This is a genomic window from Sphingobium sp. B2D3C, assembly GCF_025961835.1.
Lineage (GTDB): Bacteria > Pseudomonadota > Alphaproteobacteria > Sphingomonadales > Sphingomonadaceae > Sphingobium.
Genome location: NZ_JAOQOK010000001.1, coordinates 3,127,410 through 3,142,134, shown reverse-complemented (window position 1 = coordinate 3,142,134; position 14,725 = coordinate 3,127,410). Strand labels below are relative to the sequence as shown.

Sequence of the window (14,725 nt, the reverse complement as noted above, 5' to 3'; positions counted from 1 at the left end):
GATGCCATTTCCTCCGAGCCAGACAGTCTCTAAGGCCGGAGCATGACCCGCGCCCGGATCATTCTGCTCAACGCCGCGCTAGGCCCGCTCGATTACCGGGTGCCGCATGGCATGAGCGTGGAGCCCGGGCAGATCGTCGTCGCCCCGCTGGGTCCGCGCCCCATGATCGGCGTGGTGTGGGAAGCGGACCGCTTTCCGGACGTCGCGCCGGTCGGCGACAATCGTCTGCGCCCCATTACCGGCGTGCTGGATGCGCCGCCTTTGCCCGCTTCGCTGCGCCGCCTCATCGAGTGGACGGCGGATTATTATCTCGCCCCGCCCGCTGCCGTGCTGCGCATGGCGCTCGCCTCCATGTCCGCGCTGGATGGCGAGAAGACAGTGGTGGAATATCGTCCAACCGGCGCCGTGCCGGATCGGCTGACGCCCCAGCGCGCGCAAGCGCTGGAACGCATCGGCGAGCGTCAGGGGCTGGTGCGTGAACTTGCCGCCATTGGCGAAGTCAGCGACGCGGTGATTCGCGGGCTGGTAAAGCAGGGCGCGCTGGAGGCTGTCGAAGTCTCCACCGATCAGCCCTATCCCGATCCGGACCCCGACTTCGTGACCGTCACGCTCAGCGCCGACCAGCAGGCCGCGGCCGACAGGCTGACAGAGCATGTTCGCGCCCATGCCTTCCAGACCGTCCTGCTTGATGGCGTCACCGGATCGGGCAAGACGGAGGTGTATTTCGAGGCGCTGGCCGAGACTCTGCGGCAAGGCAAGCAGGCGCTGGTGCTGCTCCCCGAGATCGCGCTGACCGAGCCGTTTCTCGACCGGTTCACCGCCCGCTTTGGCTGTGAGCCGGTGCCCTGGCATTCCGGCCTCAAGCAATCCGACCGGCGTCGCGCCTGGCGGGCGATCTCACGCGGCGAGGCGCAGGTGGTGGTGGGCGCGCGCTCGGCGCTGTTCCTGCCTTACCCCAAGCTCGGCCTCATCATCGTGGACGAGGCTCATGAGACCAGCTTCAAGCAGGAAGAAGGCGTGCGCTACCATGCGCGGGACGTTGCGGTGATGCGCGGCATGTTCGAGAGCTGCCCGATCATCCTCGCTTCGGCGACGCCGGCCATCGAGACGCGCCATCAGGTCGCTCTGGGGCGCTATGAAGAGATTGCCCTGCCCAGCCGGTTCGGCGGCGCCGAACTGCCGGAGATCATCGGCCTCGATCTGACGCGCGACCCGCCCGACCGGGGACGATGGCTCGCGCCGCCGCTGGTCAAGGCCATGGCGGAGACGCTGGAGCGCGGCGAACAATCTTTGCTGTTCCTCAACCGGCGCGGCTATGCGCCGCTCACCCTGTGCCGCCATTGCGGCCATCGCTTCCAGTGCCCGCACTGCACCGCCTGGATGGTCGAGCATCGCCTGACCCGGCGCCTCGCCTGCCATCATTGCGGCCACAGCATCCCCACGCCCGACGCCTGCCCGGAATGCCATGAAAGCGATGCACTGGTCGCCTGCGGCCCCGGCGTCGAGCGTATCGCGGACGAGGTGAAGCTGCTCTTCCCGCAGGCACGCACCGCCATCGTCACCTCCGACACCTTATGGTCTCCGGCTCGGGCGGCTGCCTTTGTGCGGGACGTGGCGGGCGGGGCCGTGGATATCATCATCGGCACGCAACTGGTCACCAAGGGCTATCACTTCCCCGAACTGACGCTCGTCGGCGTGGTCGATGCCGATCTTGGGCTGGATGGGGGCGACCTGCGTGCCGCCGAGCGCACCTATCAGCAGATCATGCAGGTCTCGGGGCGCGCGGGGCGTGGCGAGAAGCCTGGACGGGTCTTCATCCAGACCCGCGCCTCGGAGACACCGGTGATCCGCGCCCTGCTCGACGGCGATGGCGCGCGCTTCTACGCGATGGAGACGGAAAGCCGGCGAATAGCCAACGCGCCGCCGTTCGGGCGCTTCGCGGCAATCATCGTCAGCGATGCCGACGGCGCGCTGGCCCGCGAGACGGCCCAGCGAATCGGTAAGATTGCGCCGCATCAGGATGGTCTGGACGTTTATGGGCCAGCCGAAGCGCCGCTGGCCGTGCTGCGCGGTCGACACCGGTTCCGATTGCTCGTCCACGCGCGGCGCGGGGTGGATTTGCAGGCCATCGTCCGCAAATGGCTGGGCCAGATCGATTGGAAGTCCACGACGCGGGTGAGTGTGGATATCGATCCCTACAGCTTCGTCTGATTGCGAACGGCGCTGTAGTGAAACAGCCGCTCCTCGTTACGAAGAGCGGCTGCATCTTAATCTACGGACCGATGGAGATCAGGTCGTGCGCGGCTTTAGGGTCGGGCGGACGGTCGTCCCGCCGAAGCTATAAATCGTCTGACGCGCAGGGGCTTGCGGCTGGGTTGCGGGCGCTGCCGCGGTCTGGCGGTCCATCGTCGCCGGCGCAGCCTCAGGCAGAGCGCCTTGGCGCATCAGGAAGTTGGCGCGACGCAGACGGTTCTTGCGGGTAAGAAACGGGTTTTCCCGCGACGGCGCCGCCGCCACCTGTTGTTCCAGATCGCCCTCGCGGACCACAGTGGAGCGCTGCATGATCGGAGCAGAAGAATCAACCGGTGCACGGGGCGCTACGGCAGGTGCAGAGGCTGGATTCACGACCGTATCCTGCTTCGGCGTGACGACGGGTTCACGGATCACCTCCCGCTCCATCGCATCTGCTTCGATCTCCCGATCATAGGTCTTGCGGCGACGGAAGGCCATGAAGCCGGCTCCAAGCAGGACGAGCGCACCAGCACCGCCGATGATGATCGCGGTGTTATCGCTGGAAGCAGCCTCACCGGTGGTTTCAAGCGGCGCGGGTTGCGGTGTCTCATTGACCATCGGCGCCTCAGTCGCAGAGGCTGCCTCAACCGCCTGGGGTTGGGCTTCGGCCGGCGCGACAGTATCGCTGGCGACCGGCTGCGGAGCCGGTTCACGCGCCGCAGTCGGACGCGTCGATTCCGCGCGGGCACTCGATGTGCGCTCGGCAGGTGCTGAGGCGGTCTCCGCGGACGCCGGAACGACCTGACGCGCCTGGGGAGGGCTTTCAGCAGTACGGGCGGTTGTGGCCTCCGGGGCAACAATGGGCGCAGCGGTTAAGGCGCTCGATGAAGGCGCTGCCGGGCTCTGCGTGACGATCGGAGCCACGGTCGTCAGGGGCGGCGCGGTTGTCGGGAGCGGGACCGCCGTAGGCGCAGGCTGCGCATCCGGAATCACGATTTCACTACCTGCGGGATCGACCGCGGGTGGAGCGGTTCCGGCCTCCTGCGCCAGAGCCGAGGTGGAGCCAAGCGCCAAGACGGCGGCAATCGCGGTCAGCGCTGTACGAGGGGTTTCATGGTTGCGTGTCATAGTATGGGAAAAACCGCTGAACATGTCTGCTGGTTTCGCGTCCCCTGGCTGAATCCGGCCAGTTGTTAGGCAATGGCGACAAGTTGAACTGAAAATTTACTTGGCAGCCGGCGCGTAAGGCAATGAGTTTTCGTTGTTTTTTCGCCACTGATCTATTGGGGCCGACTCTATCCTCATGTTCCCCCAGAAAAGTCCTACTTCAGCCGTTTTTCCTTCTCCAGCAGGACCGTCTTGCGATCCGTCCCATAGGCATAACCGCCCAATCCGCCATCGCTGCGAAGAACCCGGTGGCAGGGAATGAGCACCGCCAGCTTGTTATCGCCACAGGCCGACCCCGCCGCGCGGACGGCAGCCGGCTTGCCGACCGCTGCTGCGATCTGCGTGTAGGTGCGCGTTTCACCGATGGGGATCGCCCGCAAGGCCGCCCATACCGCCTGCTGGAATGCTGTGCCGGCGACATCGACCGGCAGATCGACCGCGCGTGTCGGATCGTCGACCAGCGCCACGACCTGCGCTACCAATGCCGCAAAATCGGCACCCCCGGCAACGATCGTCGCGCGCGGGAAATGCCGCCGCAGGTCGCTTTCCTCCTCATCAAAGCTGATCCGGCACAGGCCCTTGTCGGTCGCCGCGACGAGCATGTCGCCCAGAGAGGTCGCCGTGACCGTGAAGCGAATCGTCACGTCCGCGCCGCCGTTGCGCCAGGCGGATGGTGTCATGCCAAGTCGCGTCCGCGCGTCGGCATAAGCGCGGCTGGGTGCTTCATAGCCGGCATCGTAGATCGCATCTGTGATCCTTTCGGTCTGGTGGAGCGCGCGCGTCAGCCGGTCCGCTCGCAGGCCGCGCCAGTAGGCCGCGGGCGAGACTCCGACGGCCCGCTTGAACAGGCGCTGGAAATGGTGGGGCGTGTAGCCGACGGCGCGTGCCAGCTCGGCCAGCGGCGGCATGACCTCACCAGCTTCTAGCAACGCCAGCGCTTGCGTGACGGCAGCGCGATCCGGCGCGACATCGTCCGGGCGGCAGCGCAGGCAGGGACGGTAACCCTCCGCTCGTGCCGCGCCGCCATCGGGCAGGATCGTGACATGCTCCGGCCGGGGGCGGCGCGCAGGACAGCTCGGTCGACAATAGATGCCGGTCGTCTTGACCGCGACGACGAAATGCCCGTCCATGCGGCGGTCGCGCGCCGCGAAGGCCGCCCATGCCGTCTCTTCATCAATGGCCGGCGCGATGGCGGGCATAGCAATTTTCCTGTCTCTTCCGCAATCGAGCGGGGGCTATCCGATGTAAGCGGGCCGGTCATGCTTACGCAAGGCGCGGGGTCAGCGGCGGGTCCTTGTCGCACCGGCAATGCGGGCAAGCTTCCCGTAAATTGCTTTCAAAGCGCGTGGACCGTGAAAACCTCTGTCGAGAGCTCGAAGGGCGCGTTAAAGGTTCCCCATGATCAAGCCTCGCACCGGACTGTTCGGTTCCTTCAAAGCGGTCCTCCACCTCGCCCTTGCGCTGCTGCTGCCTCTTGCCCTGACGCCGGCGCTGGCAGATGTGCAGGACATCGCCGCCGCCTCGCGCAGCGTCGTGCGGGTGGCGCTGGTGGCAACGGACGGCCAGAATGCCTATTTCGTCGGCCATGGCAGCGGCGTCATGATCGCGCCGGGCCGCGTGCTCACCAATGCCCATGTCGTCGAACTCGCCCGCAGTGAATCCAACATCGTCATCGGCATCATCCCGTCCGAGGGCACGAACAGCTATGGCGGCCGCATCCTGGCCTATTCGCCGGGCAATGATCTGGCCTTGCTGGCGGTCGACGATGCCCCATCGATCCCCATCGCGACCTTTCTGGCCGGCCCGGTGGAAGACGGCACGCGGGTGACCGCCATTGGCTATCCCGGCTCGGTCGATCGCGCGCAGGGCATGAGCATCGAGGATATCATTCGCCCGATGAGCGCCGTCCGCACCTCTGGCAATGTCTCGGCAGGGCGCGCCTCCCGCCAGTTCGACACCGTGTTGCACACCGCGCCACTGGCGGCGGGAAACAGTGGCGGGCCGCTGGTGGACGATTGCGGCCGCGTCATCGGCATCAACAGCTTTGGCTCGCTCTCGGACGGCAGCGACGCCGAATATGGCTTTGCGGTATCGACGCGCGAGATTGCGAGCTTTCTGCGGCAGGCCAATGTTCAGGTGCGCCGATCGAGCGAAACCTGCCGATCCATGGCGGAAATCGACGCGGCCCAGCAGGCCGCCGACGAGCGCGCTCGGGCCGAGGCGGCGCGGCGGCAGAACGAAGCCGCCCTGAAAGACCGCGAACGCGCCATCGCCGCGCGCGAGCAGGCCCAGCAGCAGGTCATCGCCCGCCGGGAGAACATGATCGCCATCGCCGCGCTGCTTCTTGCCGCTGCGGCTCTCACCGGCGGTGCCGCGGTACTGGGCCAGTCGCGCGGCAACATCCGCCACGCCCGGCGCTTTGGCGGGGCGGCAGGCGTGCTGCTGCTGGCTGCAGTGCTGACCTTTGCGCTGCGCCCAAGTTTCGACAGCGCCGACGCACCGGCCGAGCCGCTGCCGGATGCCGGCAATGCGGTCGGCAACGAGACGGACGGCGCGGCGTCGGCCGAAAGCGGTCGCTGGCTATGCCGGCTCGAACCGGGGCTGAGCCGAGTCACCGTCTCGGAAACGGCGGATCTGAGCTTTACTTGGACGCAGCAGGGGTGCCTTGACGGGCGCACCCAGTTCCAGAACGGCGCGACCGGTTGGTCCCGCGCCCTCGTGCCGGCTGACGAGGCCGCTGTTTCGGTGCGGCGCTTCGACCCCGGTATCGGCCGCTACCGCACCGATAACTATCTCGTGAGCGCGCAGAGCGCCGCCGAGATGCGCGCGCTGCGGGACAAGATCGGCTGGTCCGGCTGCTCGAGCGACCCAGAGCGGCTCGCCAAGCTGATGCAGATTCAGGGCGAGATCGAGGCGCGGCTGCCATCCAGCCCGAACGAGCGCCTCGTCTATCGCTGCGAGCGGCAGGTGCCCAAGACGGCGGGACCAGGCACAGCGCCCTAAGTCCCGACGCCCTGTCCCGACGCCCGGCCTGCCCACATGGCGCTTCAGTGGCTGACGGACTGGATGCGCAGCCGCCGCCGCTTGCCGCTGCGATCCGGCCAGTTGATCGACTGACCCTCGCGCAGGCCGATCAGCGCCGCGCCGATCAGGGTGAGGATGGAGACGCGGCCGGCATTGATGTCCGCCTCGCCGGGATAGACGAGCTGGACAGACCGTTCGGCGCCGCTTTCTTCGTCGATGAACGCCACCGTGGATTGCATCCTGACGACATCGGGGCCGATCTGGCTGGCGGTCTTCACCGTCGCGCGCCCGACTTCATCGAGTAACAAGGCGCTGACCTCGGGAAACCGGTCTTCGGCGCCGAGCGCAAGTTCGGTCAGGCGATCGGCTTCGGTGTCGATCATATGGATGGCCGGCCTGCGGCCCGCCTGTGTGCTGGTCATGGATGGATCTTTCAAGATGGAGGGCCAGCGCCACCTAGGGGGGACGCTGGGCAAGATGCGCGAATTCACCCCGACAGTCGGGGCGAGACGCGCCGACTCCCGGGGCTATCGTCCCGTGAGGATCTGACCTCGATAAGATCGGTTGCCCGACAGGCAACAAGGCTGGCCAACATGCTCAGTCATGCCTGCAAGCTGTCATTGCCTGATCGGGAAGTCAATCGATGCGCCCCGGCGCGCCATCCTACCGCCTGCGGAGCAGGCCTGCGCAGGCAGCGGCGTCCATGTCATCGCCCGCGCTGTTGCGGGCATCGACATGCGTCACAACGGGCTCCCGATTCGCGGCCGGGGGATAGAGATAGGCATCCAGCACGCACTGGCCGTTGGCAAACTGCAGCTTGCGCACTGCAGGATCGCGAATGTCCAGCCGAGGCTCCCCGAAAAGCCGTTGCAGGCCCCGCGCATCCGCGCCGACGATGCCGCCCGGCTGGGACCGCTTGGCCGGCGCATAGCCGACCGCGGGCGCCTGGCCGCCAGTCTGCGGGACAAGCGACGCGCCGCAGCCGGAGAGGAGCAGGGCAAGCAGGGGAAAGCCAAAGCGCAAGAGCATCTGTTCAGGTCTTCCGCGGGGCGTGAAACATGTGCGCGGCCATAGCTACGCTCCAGATCGGCGCCAACAGGTTCACGACGGGTGGCAGGAATAGAAGCGCCGAAACGAGGCCCAGCTGCCAGCGCTGGCCAGCGGTGAACGCCGCCAGGCCCGGATGCCGCCCCTCGATCAGTTCGGCGAGGTCGCGGCCGAGCAGATAGGCATTGAGCACAAGGAACAGGATCGGCGCGCCGACGCCTGTGACCAGCAGCGCTACATAGAGCGGCAGCACCGCCAGATTCCAGCCGACCGCGCGGCCGGCCGAGCGCAAGGCGATCCGCATTCCGGTGGCGAAAGGCACGGCCGCCGCCTGCGCATGGCGTGTGGGATAGTCCGTCTGCTCGACCACCGCCACGATGCGATCCGCATAAAGTCCAACGATGGCAATCGCCACGGCGCGAAACAGCAACCAGCCGATGACCAGCGCGATTGCGACGGCGAGCGCTGCGCCGGCGAAACCGTCTGCATCCAGCCAGCCGGTCCGGGTCAGCAGCAGGCGCAATCCAAGCCAGACGCCCGCGCCGATAAGCGCAAAGATCGCCACGGTGATGGCGAGACTCTGCCAGAGCACCGCGCGAATGCCGGGCAACAGGATTTGCGGGAGGGCGCGCAGCAAGGCGGGAAACACCATGGGACAGGTTTTGCCCGAGCACGCGCGGCGGTCAAGCGGCCGGCGTTCCCCATGCCCTGCCCCACGCTGCTTGCCGGGGCGAGATCAGGCGGATAAGGACGGGCTTTCTCCCGCCCTGCCTCATCCTTCATGAAGGAATGCCTCTTGTCCGAAGCTGTTCTTGATGTCGTCGCCATCGGCAATGCCATTGTCGATGTGATTTCCCAGGAAAACGATGCCTTCATCGCCAGCCGCGCGCTCACCAAGGGCGGGATGCAGCTTATCGATGCCGACCAGGCCGAGGCACTGTATGCCGATATGGCGAGCGGCCTTGAGATTTCCGGTGGGTCGGCGGCCAACACCCTGGCCGGCATGGCCGCACTGGGCGGCAAATGCGGCTTCATCGGCCAGGTCGCCGACGACCAGCTCGGCCGCATCTTCGCGCATGATATTCGCGCACTGGGCATTCGCTATGAAACCGAGGTGGCGAGCGACGGCCCGCCCACCGCGCGCTGCCTCATCATGGTGACGCCCGATGCTCAGCGCACGATGAACACCTTCCTTGGCGCATCCCAGTTCCTGCCCGCGGCCGCGCTTGATCTCGACATGATCCGCTCGGCCCGCATCCTCTATCTTGAGGGCTATCTGTGGGACCCCGAGCAGCCCCGCGCCGCGATGCGCGATGCCATCGCCGCCGCGCGCGAGGCGGGCCGCGAGGTGGCCTTCACGCTGTCCGACGCGTTCGTCATCGAGCGCCATCGCGAGGACTTCATCAGCCTGATCGACGGCGGGATGATCGACATCCTCTTCTCCAACGAAACCGAGATCTGCTCGCTGGCGCAAACGCAGGACTGCGAAAAGGCCATTGCGCGCTTTGCGGACAAGCTGCCGACGCTGATCGTCACCCGCAGCGAGAAGGGCGCCATCGCCATCCAGAACGGCACGCGTTATGAAGTGGCGGCAGCGCCCGTCGAGCGAGTGATCGACACGACCGGCGCGGGCGATCTCTTCGCCGCTGGCTTCCTGACCGGCCATGTGCGTGGGCAGGACCCGACGACCTGCCTTACGCTCGGCGCCATCGCCGCTGCAGAAGTCATCTCACATTATGGCGCGCGGCCCGAGGCCGATCTCAAGGACCTGGCCGGCACGCTGCTCGCCTGAGGCTTGGCAGGCGCCGGAACACCGGCGCCTATCCTGCCCGCACCAGCAACCAGCACCGGATCGCGCTGGCGAGGTTGGGCGGCTCGCTCTGTCGAATCCGCTCGGCATCGATGCGGGCGACGAGCGCGCTCAGCGGCAGGTCTGCCGCGCGGGCGCTGTCTTCCAGCGCCCGCCAGAAGACAGGCTCCAGGCTGATCGAGGTCGTGTGGCCGGCAATGGTCATGCTGCGCTTGACCGGGCCGGCATAAAGCGGTGGCGTCTCTTCCACCGCCCGGCTCAATACATGTGCTGGCCGCCGTTGATCGACAGGGTCGATCCGGTCACAAACCCGGCATCCTCGCTGCACAGGAAGGCCACGCCGCGCGCGATTTCTTCCGCATGGCCCAGACGCCCGACGGGAATGCGCGCCACGATCTTCTCCAGCACCGCGGCCGGCACGGCGGCGACCATGTCGGTATCGATATAGCCCGGCGCGATGGCGTTGACGGTGACGCCATATTTGGCGCCTTCCTGCGCCAGCGCCTTGGTAAAGCCGTGGATGCCCGACTTGGCTGCGGCATAGTTCACCTGGCCATATTGGCCGGCCTGACCGTTGATCGAGCCGATGTTGACGATGCGCCCCCAGCCGCGCTCGCGCATGCCGGGGAAGGTGGCCTTGGCCATGTTAAAGCAGCCGCCGAGGTTGATGCGCATCACCTCGTTCCAGTCCTCGAAGCTCATCTTCATGAGCACGCCGTCTCGCGTGATGCCGGCGTTGTTCACGACAACGTCGATCGGACCAAGGTCGGACGCGACCTGGGCGCAGCCATCGAGGCAGGCCTGATGATCACCCACGTCCCACGCGTAGGAGCGAATGCCGGTCTTGTCCGTGAAAGCCTTGGCGCGCTCGCTATTGCCCGCATAGTTGGCAGCGACCTCAAACCCCTTTTCGCGCAGTGCCAGACTGATTGCTTCGCCGATACCGCGGGTTCCGCCGGTCACGATCGCTACTCTGCTCATTCAATGCCTCTCCTGCGCGTCATCAAGGGTTCGGTCAAATGCTGGACGGCTCTACCCAGCCGGCAAGTTCTCGCCCGAGAAGCTGCCGATACATGGCAATAGCGTCCGCCTGAGCGTTAAGACAGGGCAAAAAGGCGAAATGCTCGCCACCCGCGGCGACGAAGCTCTCCTTGCCGCGCAGGGCGATTTCCTCAAGCGTCTCCAGGCAGTCCGCCGAGAAGCCGGGCGTCATCACCGCGACCGAGCGCACGCCCTGGCCGGGCAGTCCCTCAAGCACGGTGTCCGTCGCCGGCTCCAGCCATTTGGCGGGGCCGAAGCGGGACTGGAAGGTGACGATGATCTCACGCCCGAGCGCCTCGCCGAGCAGACGCGCCGTCTCCACGCACTGCGCATAATAGGGATCGCCCAGTTCGCGGGTGCGCTTGGGCATGCCGTGGAAGCTCACCAGCAGGCGATCCGGGGCGAATGGCAGGGCCGCCAACTGGCTTTGCGTGCGGGCGCGCAATGCCTCGATATAGGCGGGATCGTCGAAATAGGGCGGCAGGGTGCGGATGGCGGGCTGCCACCGCATCGCTTCCAACGCCTGACCGACTGCATCCATCACGCTCGCCGTCGTGGCGCCACAATATTGGGGATAGAGCGGGGCGATGAGAATGCGCTCATGGCCGCTCTCTTTCAGTGCGGTCAGCCGGTCGGCGATGGATGGCGCGCCATAGCGCATCGCCCAGTCGACCGTGATCGCGTCCTCCCAGATGACCCGCAAGCCCCGCGCCGTATCCCGCGTGTGCATCGCCAGCGGGGAGCCATCGTCCGTCCACACCTGCTGATAGGCATGCGCCGACTTGCGCGGGCGCACATTGAGCACGACACCGCGCAAGATCGGCTGCCAGACTGCCTGCGGAATCTCGACGACGCGCGGATCGGACAGGAACTCGCGCAGATAGCGCTTCACCGCTGCGGGCGTCGGCGCATCAGGGGTGCCGAGATTGACGACCAGCACGGCCACCCGGCCCCCTTGAGCGCCCATGGCGCCGCCCGTCATCTGCGCTTCGTTCATCCATCTTCTCCCATGACCGGCAAGCGACGGTAGCGCCGCCCCGTGACCGTCGCCAACGCACTGGCGAGCGCTGGCGCAACCGCCGGCACGCCGATTTCCCCAAGGCCGGACTGGGTCGCGCTGCTGTCGATGAATTCCACGCTCACCTCCCCCACATCCGCCATGCGTGGCAGGGCATAATCGCCAAGCTGCAGACCGGCTGGCAACGATCCGGCATAGGTCGGCGCGCCACCGAGCGCCATGGCGAGGCCGAAGATCAGTCCCCCTTCGATCTGCTGACGGGCGATCCCCGGATTGATCAGCTTCCCGCAATCGGCGACCGCGCAGATTTTCTTCACCGCGACCCGTCCCTGCGACAAGCCGGCCTCCACCAGCACCGCGATGTGGCCGCCAGCCATGCTGTGGCAGGCGATGCCCTGACCGCTGCCCGGCACGCCGCCCTGCCAATCGCCAAGCGCGGTGACGGCGGTGAGGCATTGCGCCAGACGGGGATTGTTGCCGAGCAACTGCATCCGGAAGGAAAGCGGCTCGACCTGCGAGACCACCGCCAGCTCGTCGATGAAGCTCTCGGAAAAGAAGCAGCCATAGCTGTCCGCATTGCCCCGCCAGCGACCCGCCGCCAGCGCGAGGTCGGCGGGGAAATGATCCACCGCGAAATTGGGAATCGCATAGGGCAGGTCCATGCCGGAGACAGCCAGAGCGTCGGCCTTGTTTGCTGTGTCGGCCCGCGCTTGCGCGCGCGTGCGCCCATGCGCGATCCGCCGCCACTGCTGAGCCAGCGCGGCGGGTGCAGCCACCTTGGCGGACCAGCCCTCGATCAGACCGGTCGGCCCCAGCTTGGCAACCATCCGCGCGCGGGCCGGCGGCCGCGGATAATCGCGGATGATATCCTCCGCGCGGGACCACATGAGCTGCACCGGCGCATTGGCGGCACGGGCGATGAGCGCTGCCTGGACGCCGGCATCGACCTCCATCTTGAGCCCGAAGGAGCCGCCCGCGAACAGGGGATAAATGGTCACGTCGCGGGCTGACACACTCAGCGCCTTGGCCACGGCGTCGCGGGCCAGCGTCGGGGCCTGGGTGGGCATCCACAGCTCCACGCCCTCCGGCCGCACGCGCGCCGTTGCCGCCATGGGTTCGAGCGCGAGATGCAGCGCCGGCGCCACATCGTAAACGGCGCTGACGACCTGCGCACCGGCAAAGACCGGCTCCAGATCACCCCGGCGGAAATAGCGCCCGCCCTGACCGCTCTCGAACGCCGCTTCCAGCGCGGTATCAATGGCTGCGTCGTCCAACTCCGGCCCATCGAGCCGGAACACGGGATCCAGCCGGCTCAACGCCTGATTCGCCGCCCACCAGGTGCGGCCGGTCACCGCGACCCAGCCTGCCTCCCGCACGATGTCGATCATGCCAGGCACCGCGCGCGCCGCCGCCTCGTTGATCGATTCGAGCGCGACGGCGTTGACCGGCCCCTGCCGAATCGAGGCATAGATCATGTCCGGCAAGCGGATGTCGGCCGCGTAATTGGCCGATCCGTCGATCTTCGCCGGCACATCCAACCGGGGCGCTTCGGTGCCGATCAACGCATCCTCGCGCCCTTCTGGCCGGAAGGGCAGCGGCTCGGGCGGCGTGAAAGCGGCGGCCTCTTCGGCCAGCGCGCCGATCCGCGCCTTGTTGGTCCCATCGCTGACAATCCCCGCGACAATATCGCAGCTTTCCCAGCCGACGCCCCAGCGATCGGCCGCCGCCATGCAGAGCAGCACCCGCGCGGTTGCACCGGCCTCGCGCAAGGCGTCGCGGAAATTGGCAACCGAGGTCGCCCCGCCCGTCAGGACCAGATTATACCGACGCGCATATTCCGCGATCGCCCGATCGCTCAGATCCCCGAACTGCTCGGTGACCGGGCCGGAGAACCATTGCCGCAGGAGCGTGGGATTGGCATAAAGCGGTCCGGGCGGGGCGGGCTGGACCGCGACGGTGCGCCAGTCAGCGCCGAGCTCATCCGCAACGAGTTGCGCGAACAGCGTGAAGATGCCCTGCCCCAGCTCCGCTTGCGGCACCATGACGATGACCTGCCCATTCCGGTCGATCTTCAGGAACGCGCCGAACGCGGTCTCGCTCTCCGTTGCATCGGCGGTTTGCGCATAATCGCGCGGCCAGAGCCCCCAGGCCAGGGCCAGTCCGCCGCCTGCCGCAGCCCCGATCAGGAGCGTTCGGCGGTTGATGGATGAACGAAGCCCCTTGCCGGACTTCTCTGCGCCGCCGCTGCTGCCCATCCTGTTGCGCGGCGTCCGCATCAACCGGCCGTGGCGCCCGACCCGTTTCGATCGAGCCAGCGGGCGACGCGCTCGGCAATGGCTCGGAACGGCTGGCCAGCCACGCCCTCATCAGCAGCGGGCGGCTTGCCGGCATCCGATGCGGTGCGGACTGCGATATCCAGCGGCACGCGCCCGAGGAACGGCAAGCCCATTTGCGCGGCGCTCGCTTCTGCTCCGCCGGACCCGAACGGATCGGATACCTCGCCGCAATGCGGGCAGACATAGCCTGCCATATTTTCCACCATGCCGATCACCGGCACCTTTGCCTGATCGAAGAAGCTCACCGCGCGCGTCGCGTCGATCAGCGCCAGATCCTGCGGCGTGGAGATGATCACCGCCCCGGCCGGCTTGTAGCGCTGGATCATGGTAAGCTGCACGTCGCCTGTGCCCGGTGGCAAATCCACCACCAGAAGATCGATGCCCTGCCAGTCCGCATCCAGCAACTGCCCCAAGGCATTGCCGGCCATCGGGCCACGCCAGGCAATCGCCTGCCCCTTTTTGGCCAGATGCCCCATGGACAGCATCGGGATGCCATAGGCGTTCTGGACCGGGAACAGGCGGTTGCCTTCCGCCTTGGGTTTGGCATCCTCGCTGTCCAGCAAACGAGGCAGCGACGGGCCATAAATGTCCGCGTCCACCATGCCGACACGCTTGCCGAGCGCCTTGAGGGCAACGGCGAGGTTGACCGAGAGCGTCGACTTGCCGACGCCGCCCTTGCCCGACCCCACCGCAATGATCGTGGGGCGCGCGGCGCGTTCCGCCGTCATCGCGACCCGCACATCCTCCAGACCGAATTCGCTCGTCCCCGCGGCAACGAGCTGCGCGGCGAGGGAATCGCGCTGCTCCGCGTCCAGCCCGCTCACATCCAGCACCAGGCTGAGGACATTGTCGCGCAGGCGAAGTCCCCCGGCGCGGCCCGCTGCCAGGCCTTCGATCCGGGCGGTGAGAGCGGGAGGAAGGGCGGACGCATCATCGATCGGAGAGTCAGTCATGCGGGCGCTCTAGAACATGCCGACTGTTTTGTGAATCGAAGAGCGCCCGAATACGCCCTCACCAAGGGGCAATTATCGCAGCACGGCCCTGTATTTC

At 67.0% G+C, this 14,725-nt stretch carries 13 protein-coding genes; 3 read left to right on the top strand and 10 right to left on the bottom strand.

What is annotated here, in order from left to right; translation table 11 throughout:
• Positions 1-42: 42 nt before the first annotated feature.
• Positions 43-2,211 (top strand): primosomal protein N', encoded by a 2,169-nt coding sequence (locus M2339_RS14595; protein WP_264573961.1) that lies wholly within the window; start codon positions 43-45, stop codon positions 2,209-2,211.
• A 78-nt stretch (positions 2,212-2,289) separates the two neighbouring features.
• Here M2339_RS14595 and M2339_RS14590 read toward each other — a convergent pair whose 3' ends face one another.
• Both M2339_RS14590 and ada read right to left on the bottom strand, forming a co-directional pair.
• Positions 2,290-2,850 carry an LPXTG cell wall anchor domain-containing protein gene (locus M2339_RS14590; RefSeq protein WP_264573962.1) on the bottom strand — a complete coding sequence of 187 codons (561 nt, stop codon included), beginning with the start codon at positions 2,848-2,850 and terminating at the stop codon, positions 2,290-2,292.
• Positions 2,851-3,554: 704 nt separating this feature from the next.
• Positions 3,555-4,598, bottom strand: a complete 1,044-nt coding sequence (gene ada, locus M2339_RS14585) for a bifunctional DNA-binding transcriptional regulator/O6-methylguanine-DNA methyltransferase Ada (RefSeq protein WP_264573963.1) — start codon at positions 4,596-4,598, stop codon at positions 3,555-3,557.
• A 199-nt stretch (positions 4,599-4,797) separates the two neighbouring features.
• Between ada and M2339_RS14580 the strand changes: the two genes are divergently transcribed.
• Complete coding sequence (locus M2339_RS14580) at positions 4,798-6,402, top strand: S1C family serine protease (protein WP_264588107.1); 1,605 nt, start codon at positions 4,798-4,800, stop codon at positions 6,400-6,402.
• A 44-nt stretch (positions 6,403-6,446) separates the two neighbouring features.
• Here M2339_RS14580 and rnk read toward each other — a convergent pair whose 3' ends face one another.
• The 3 genes from rnk to M2339_RS14565 all read right to left on the bottom strand — a co-directional run bounded on the left by rnk (position 6,447) and on the right by M2339_RS14565 (position 8,122).
• Positions 6,447-6,845, bottom strand: coding sequence for a nucleoside diphosphate kinase regulator (rnk, locus tag M2339_RS14575; RefSeq protein ID WP_264571686.1), 399 nt, complete (start codon positions 6,843-6,845; stop codon positions 6,447-6,449).
• A gap of 241 nt (positions 6,846-7,086) precedes the next feature.
• Entirely contained in the window at positions 7,087-7,452 is a 366-nt protein-coding gene (locus tag M2339_RS14570; protein WP_264588108.1) for a hypothetical protein, read from the bottom strand.
• A gap of 4 nt (positions 7,453-7,456) precedes the next feature.
• The gene (locus tag M2339_RS14565) at positions 7,457-8,122 is read right to left on the bottom strand and encodes an EI24 domain-containing protein (RefSeq protein ID WP_264588109.1); all 666 of its coding nucleotides are present in this window, start codon (positions 8,120-8,122) and stop codon (positions 7,457-7,459) included.
• A 129-nt stretch (positions 8,123-8,251) separates the two neighbouring features.
• On the opposite strand from M2339_RS14565, the gene M2339_RS14560 reads away from it, so the two are divergent.
• A complete protein-coding gene (locus M2339_RS14560) occupies positions 8,252-9,262 on the top strand; it encodes an adenosine kinase (RefSeq protein WP_264588110.1) in 1,011 nt (336 codons plus the stop codon).
• Between the two features lie 28 nt (positions 9,263-9,290).
• On the opposite strand, the gene M2339_RS14555 is transcribed toward M2339_RS14560, so the two are convergent.
• Genes M2339_RS14555 through M2339_RS14535 form a run of 5 tightly spaced genes read right to left on the bottom strand, consistent with a single transcriptional unit; the run spans position 9,291 to position 14,628 of the window.
• Positions 9,291-9,542 carry a ribbon-helix-helix domain-containing protein gene (locus M2339_RS14555; RefSeq protein ID WP_264606445.1) on the bottom strand — a complete coding sequence of 84 codons (252 nt, stop codon included), beginning with the start codon at positions 9,540-9,542 and terminating at the stop codon, positions 9,291-9,293.
• Positions 9,539-10,261, bottom strand: coding sequence for an acetoacetyl-CoA reductase (gene phbB / locus M2339_RS14550; protein ID WP_181561125.1), 723 nt, complete (start codon positions 10,259-10,261; stop codon positions 9,539-9,541). Before phbB ends, M2339_RS14555 begins: the two co-directional genes overlap by 4 nt.
• Before the next feature lie 34 nt (positions 10,262-10,295).
• Positions 10,296-11,318, bottom strand: a complete 1,023-nt coding sequence (gene hemH, locus M2339_RS14545; protein WP_264588112.1) for a ferrochelatase — start codon at positions 11,316-11,318, stop codon at positions 10,296-10,298.
• Positions 11,315-13,594, bottom strand: coding sequence for a xanthine dehydrogenase family protein molybdopterin-binding subunit (locus M2339_RS14540; RefSeq protein WP_264606486.1), 2,280 nt, complete (start codon positions 13,592-13,594; stop codon positions 11,315-11,317). The genes hemH and M2339_RS14540 overlap by 4 nt, the downstream gene beginning before the upstream one ends.
• Before the next feature lie 20 nt (positions 13,595-13,614).
• Entirely contained in the window at positions 13,615-14,628 is a 1,014-nt protein-coding gene (locus M2339_RS14535; protein ID WP_319799457.1) for an Mrp/NBP35 family ATP-binding protein, read from the bottom strand.
• Positions 14,629-14,725 lie beyond the last annotated feature (97 nt).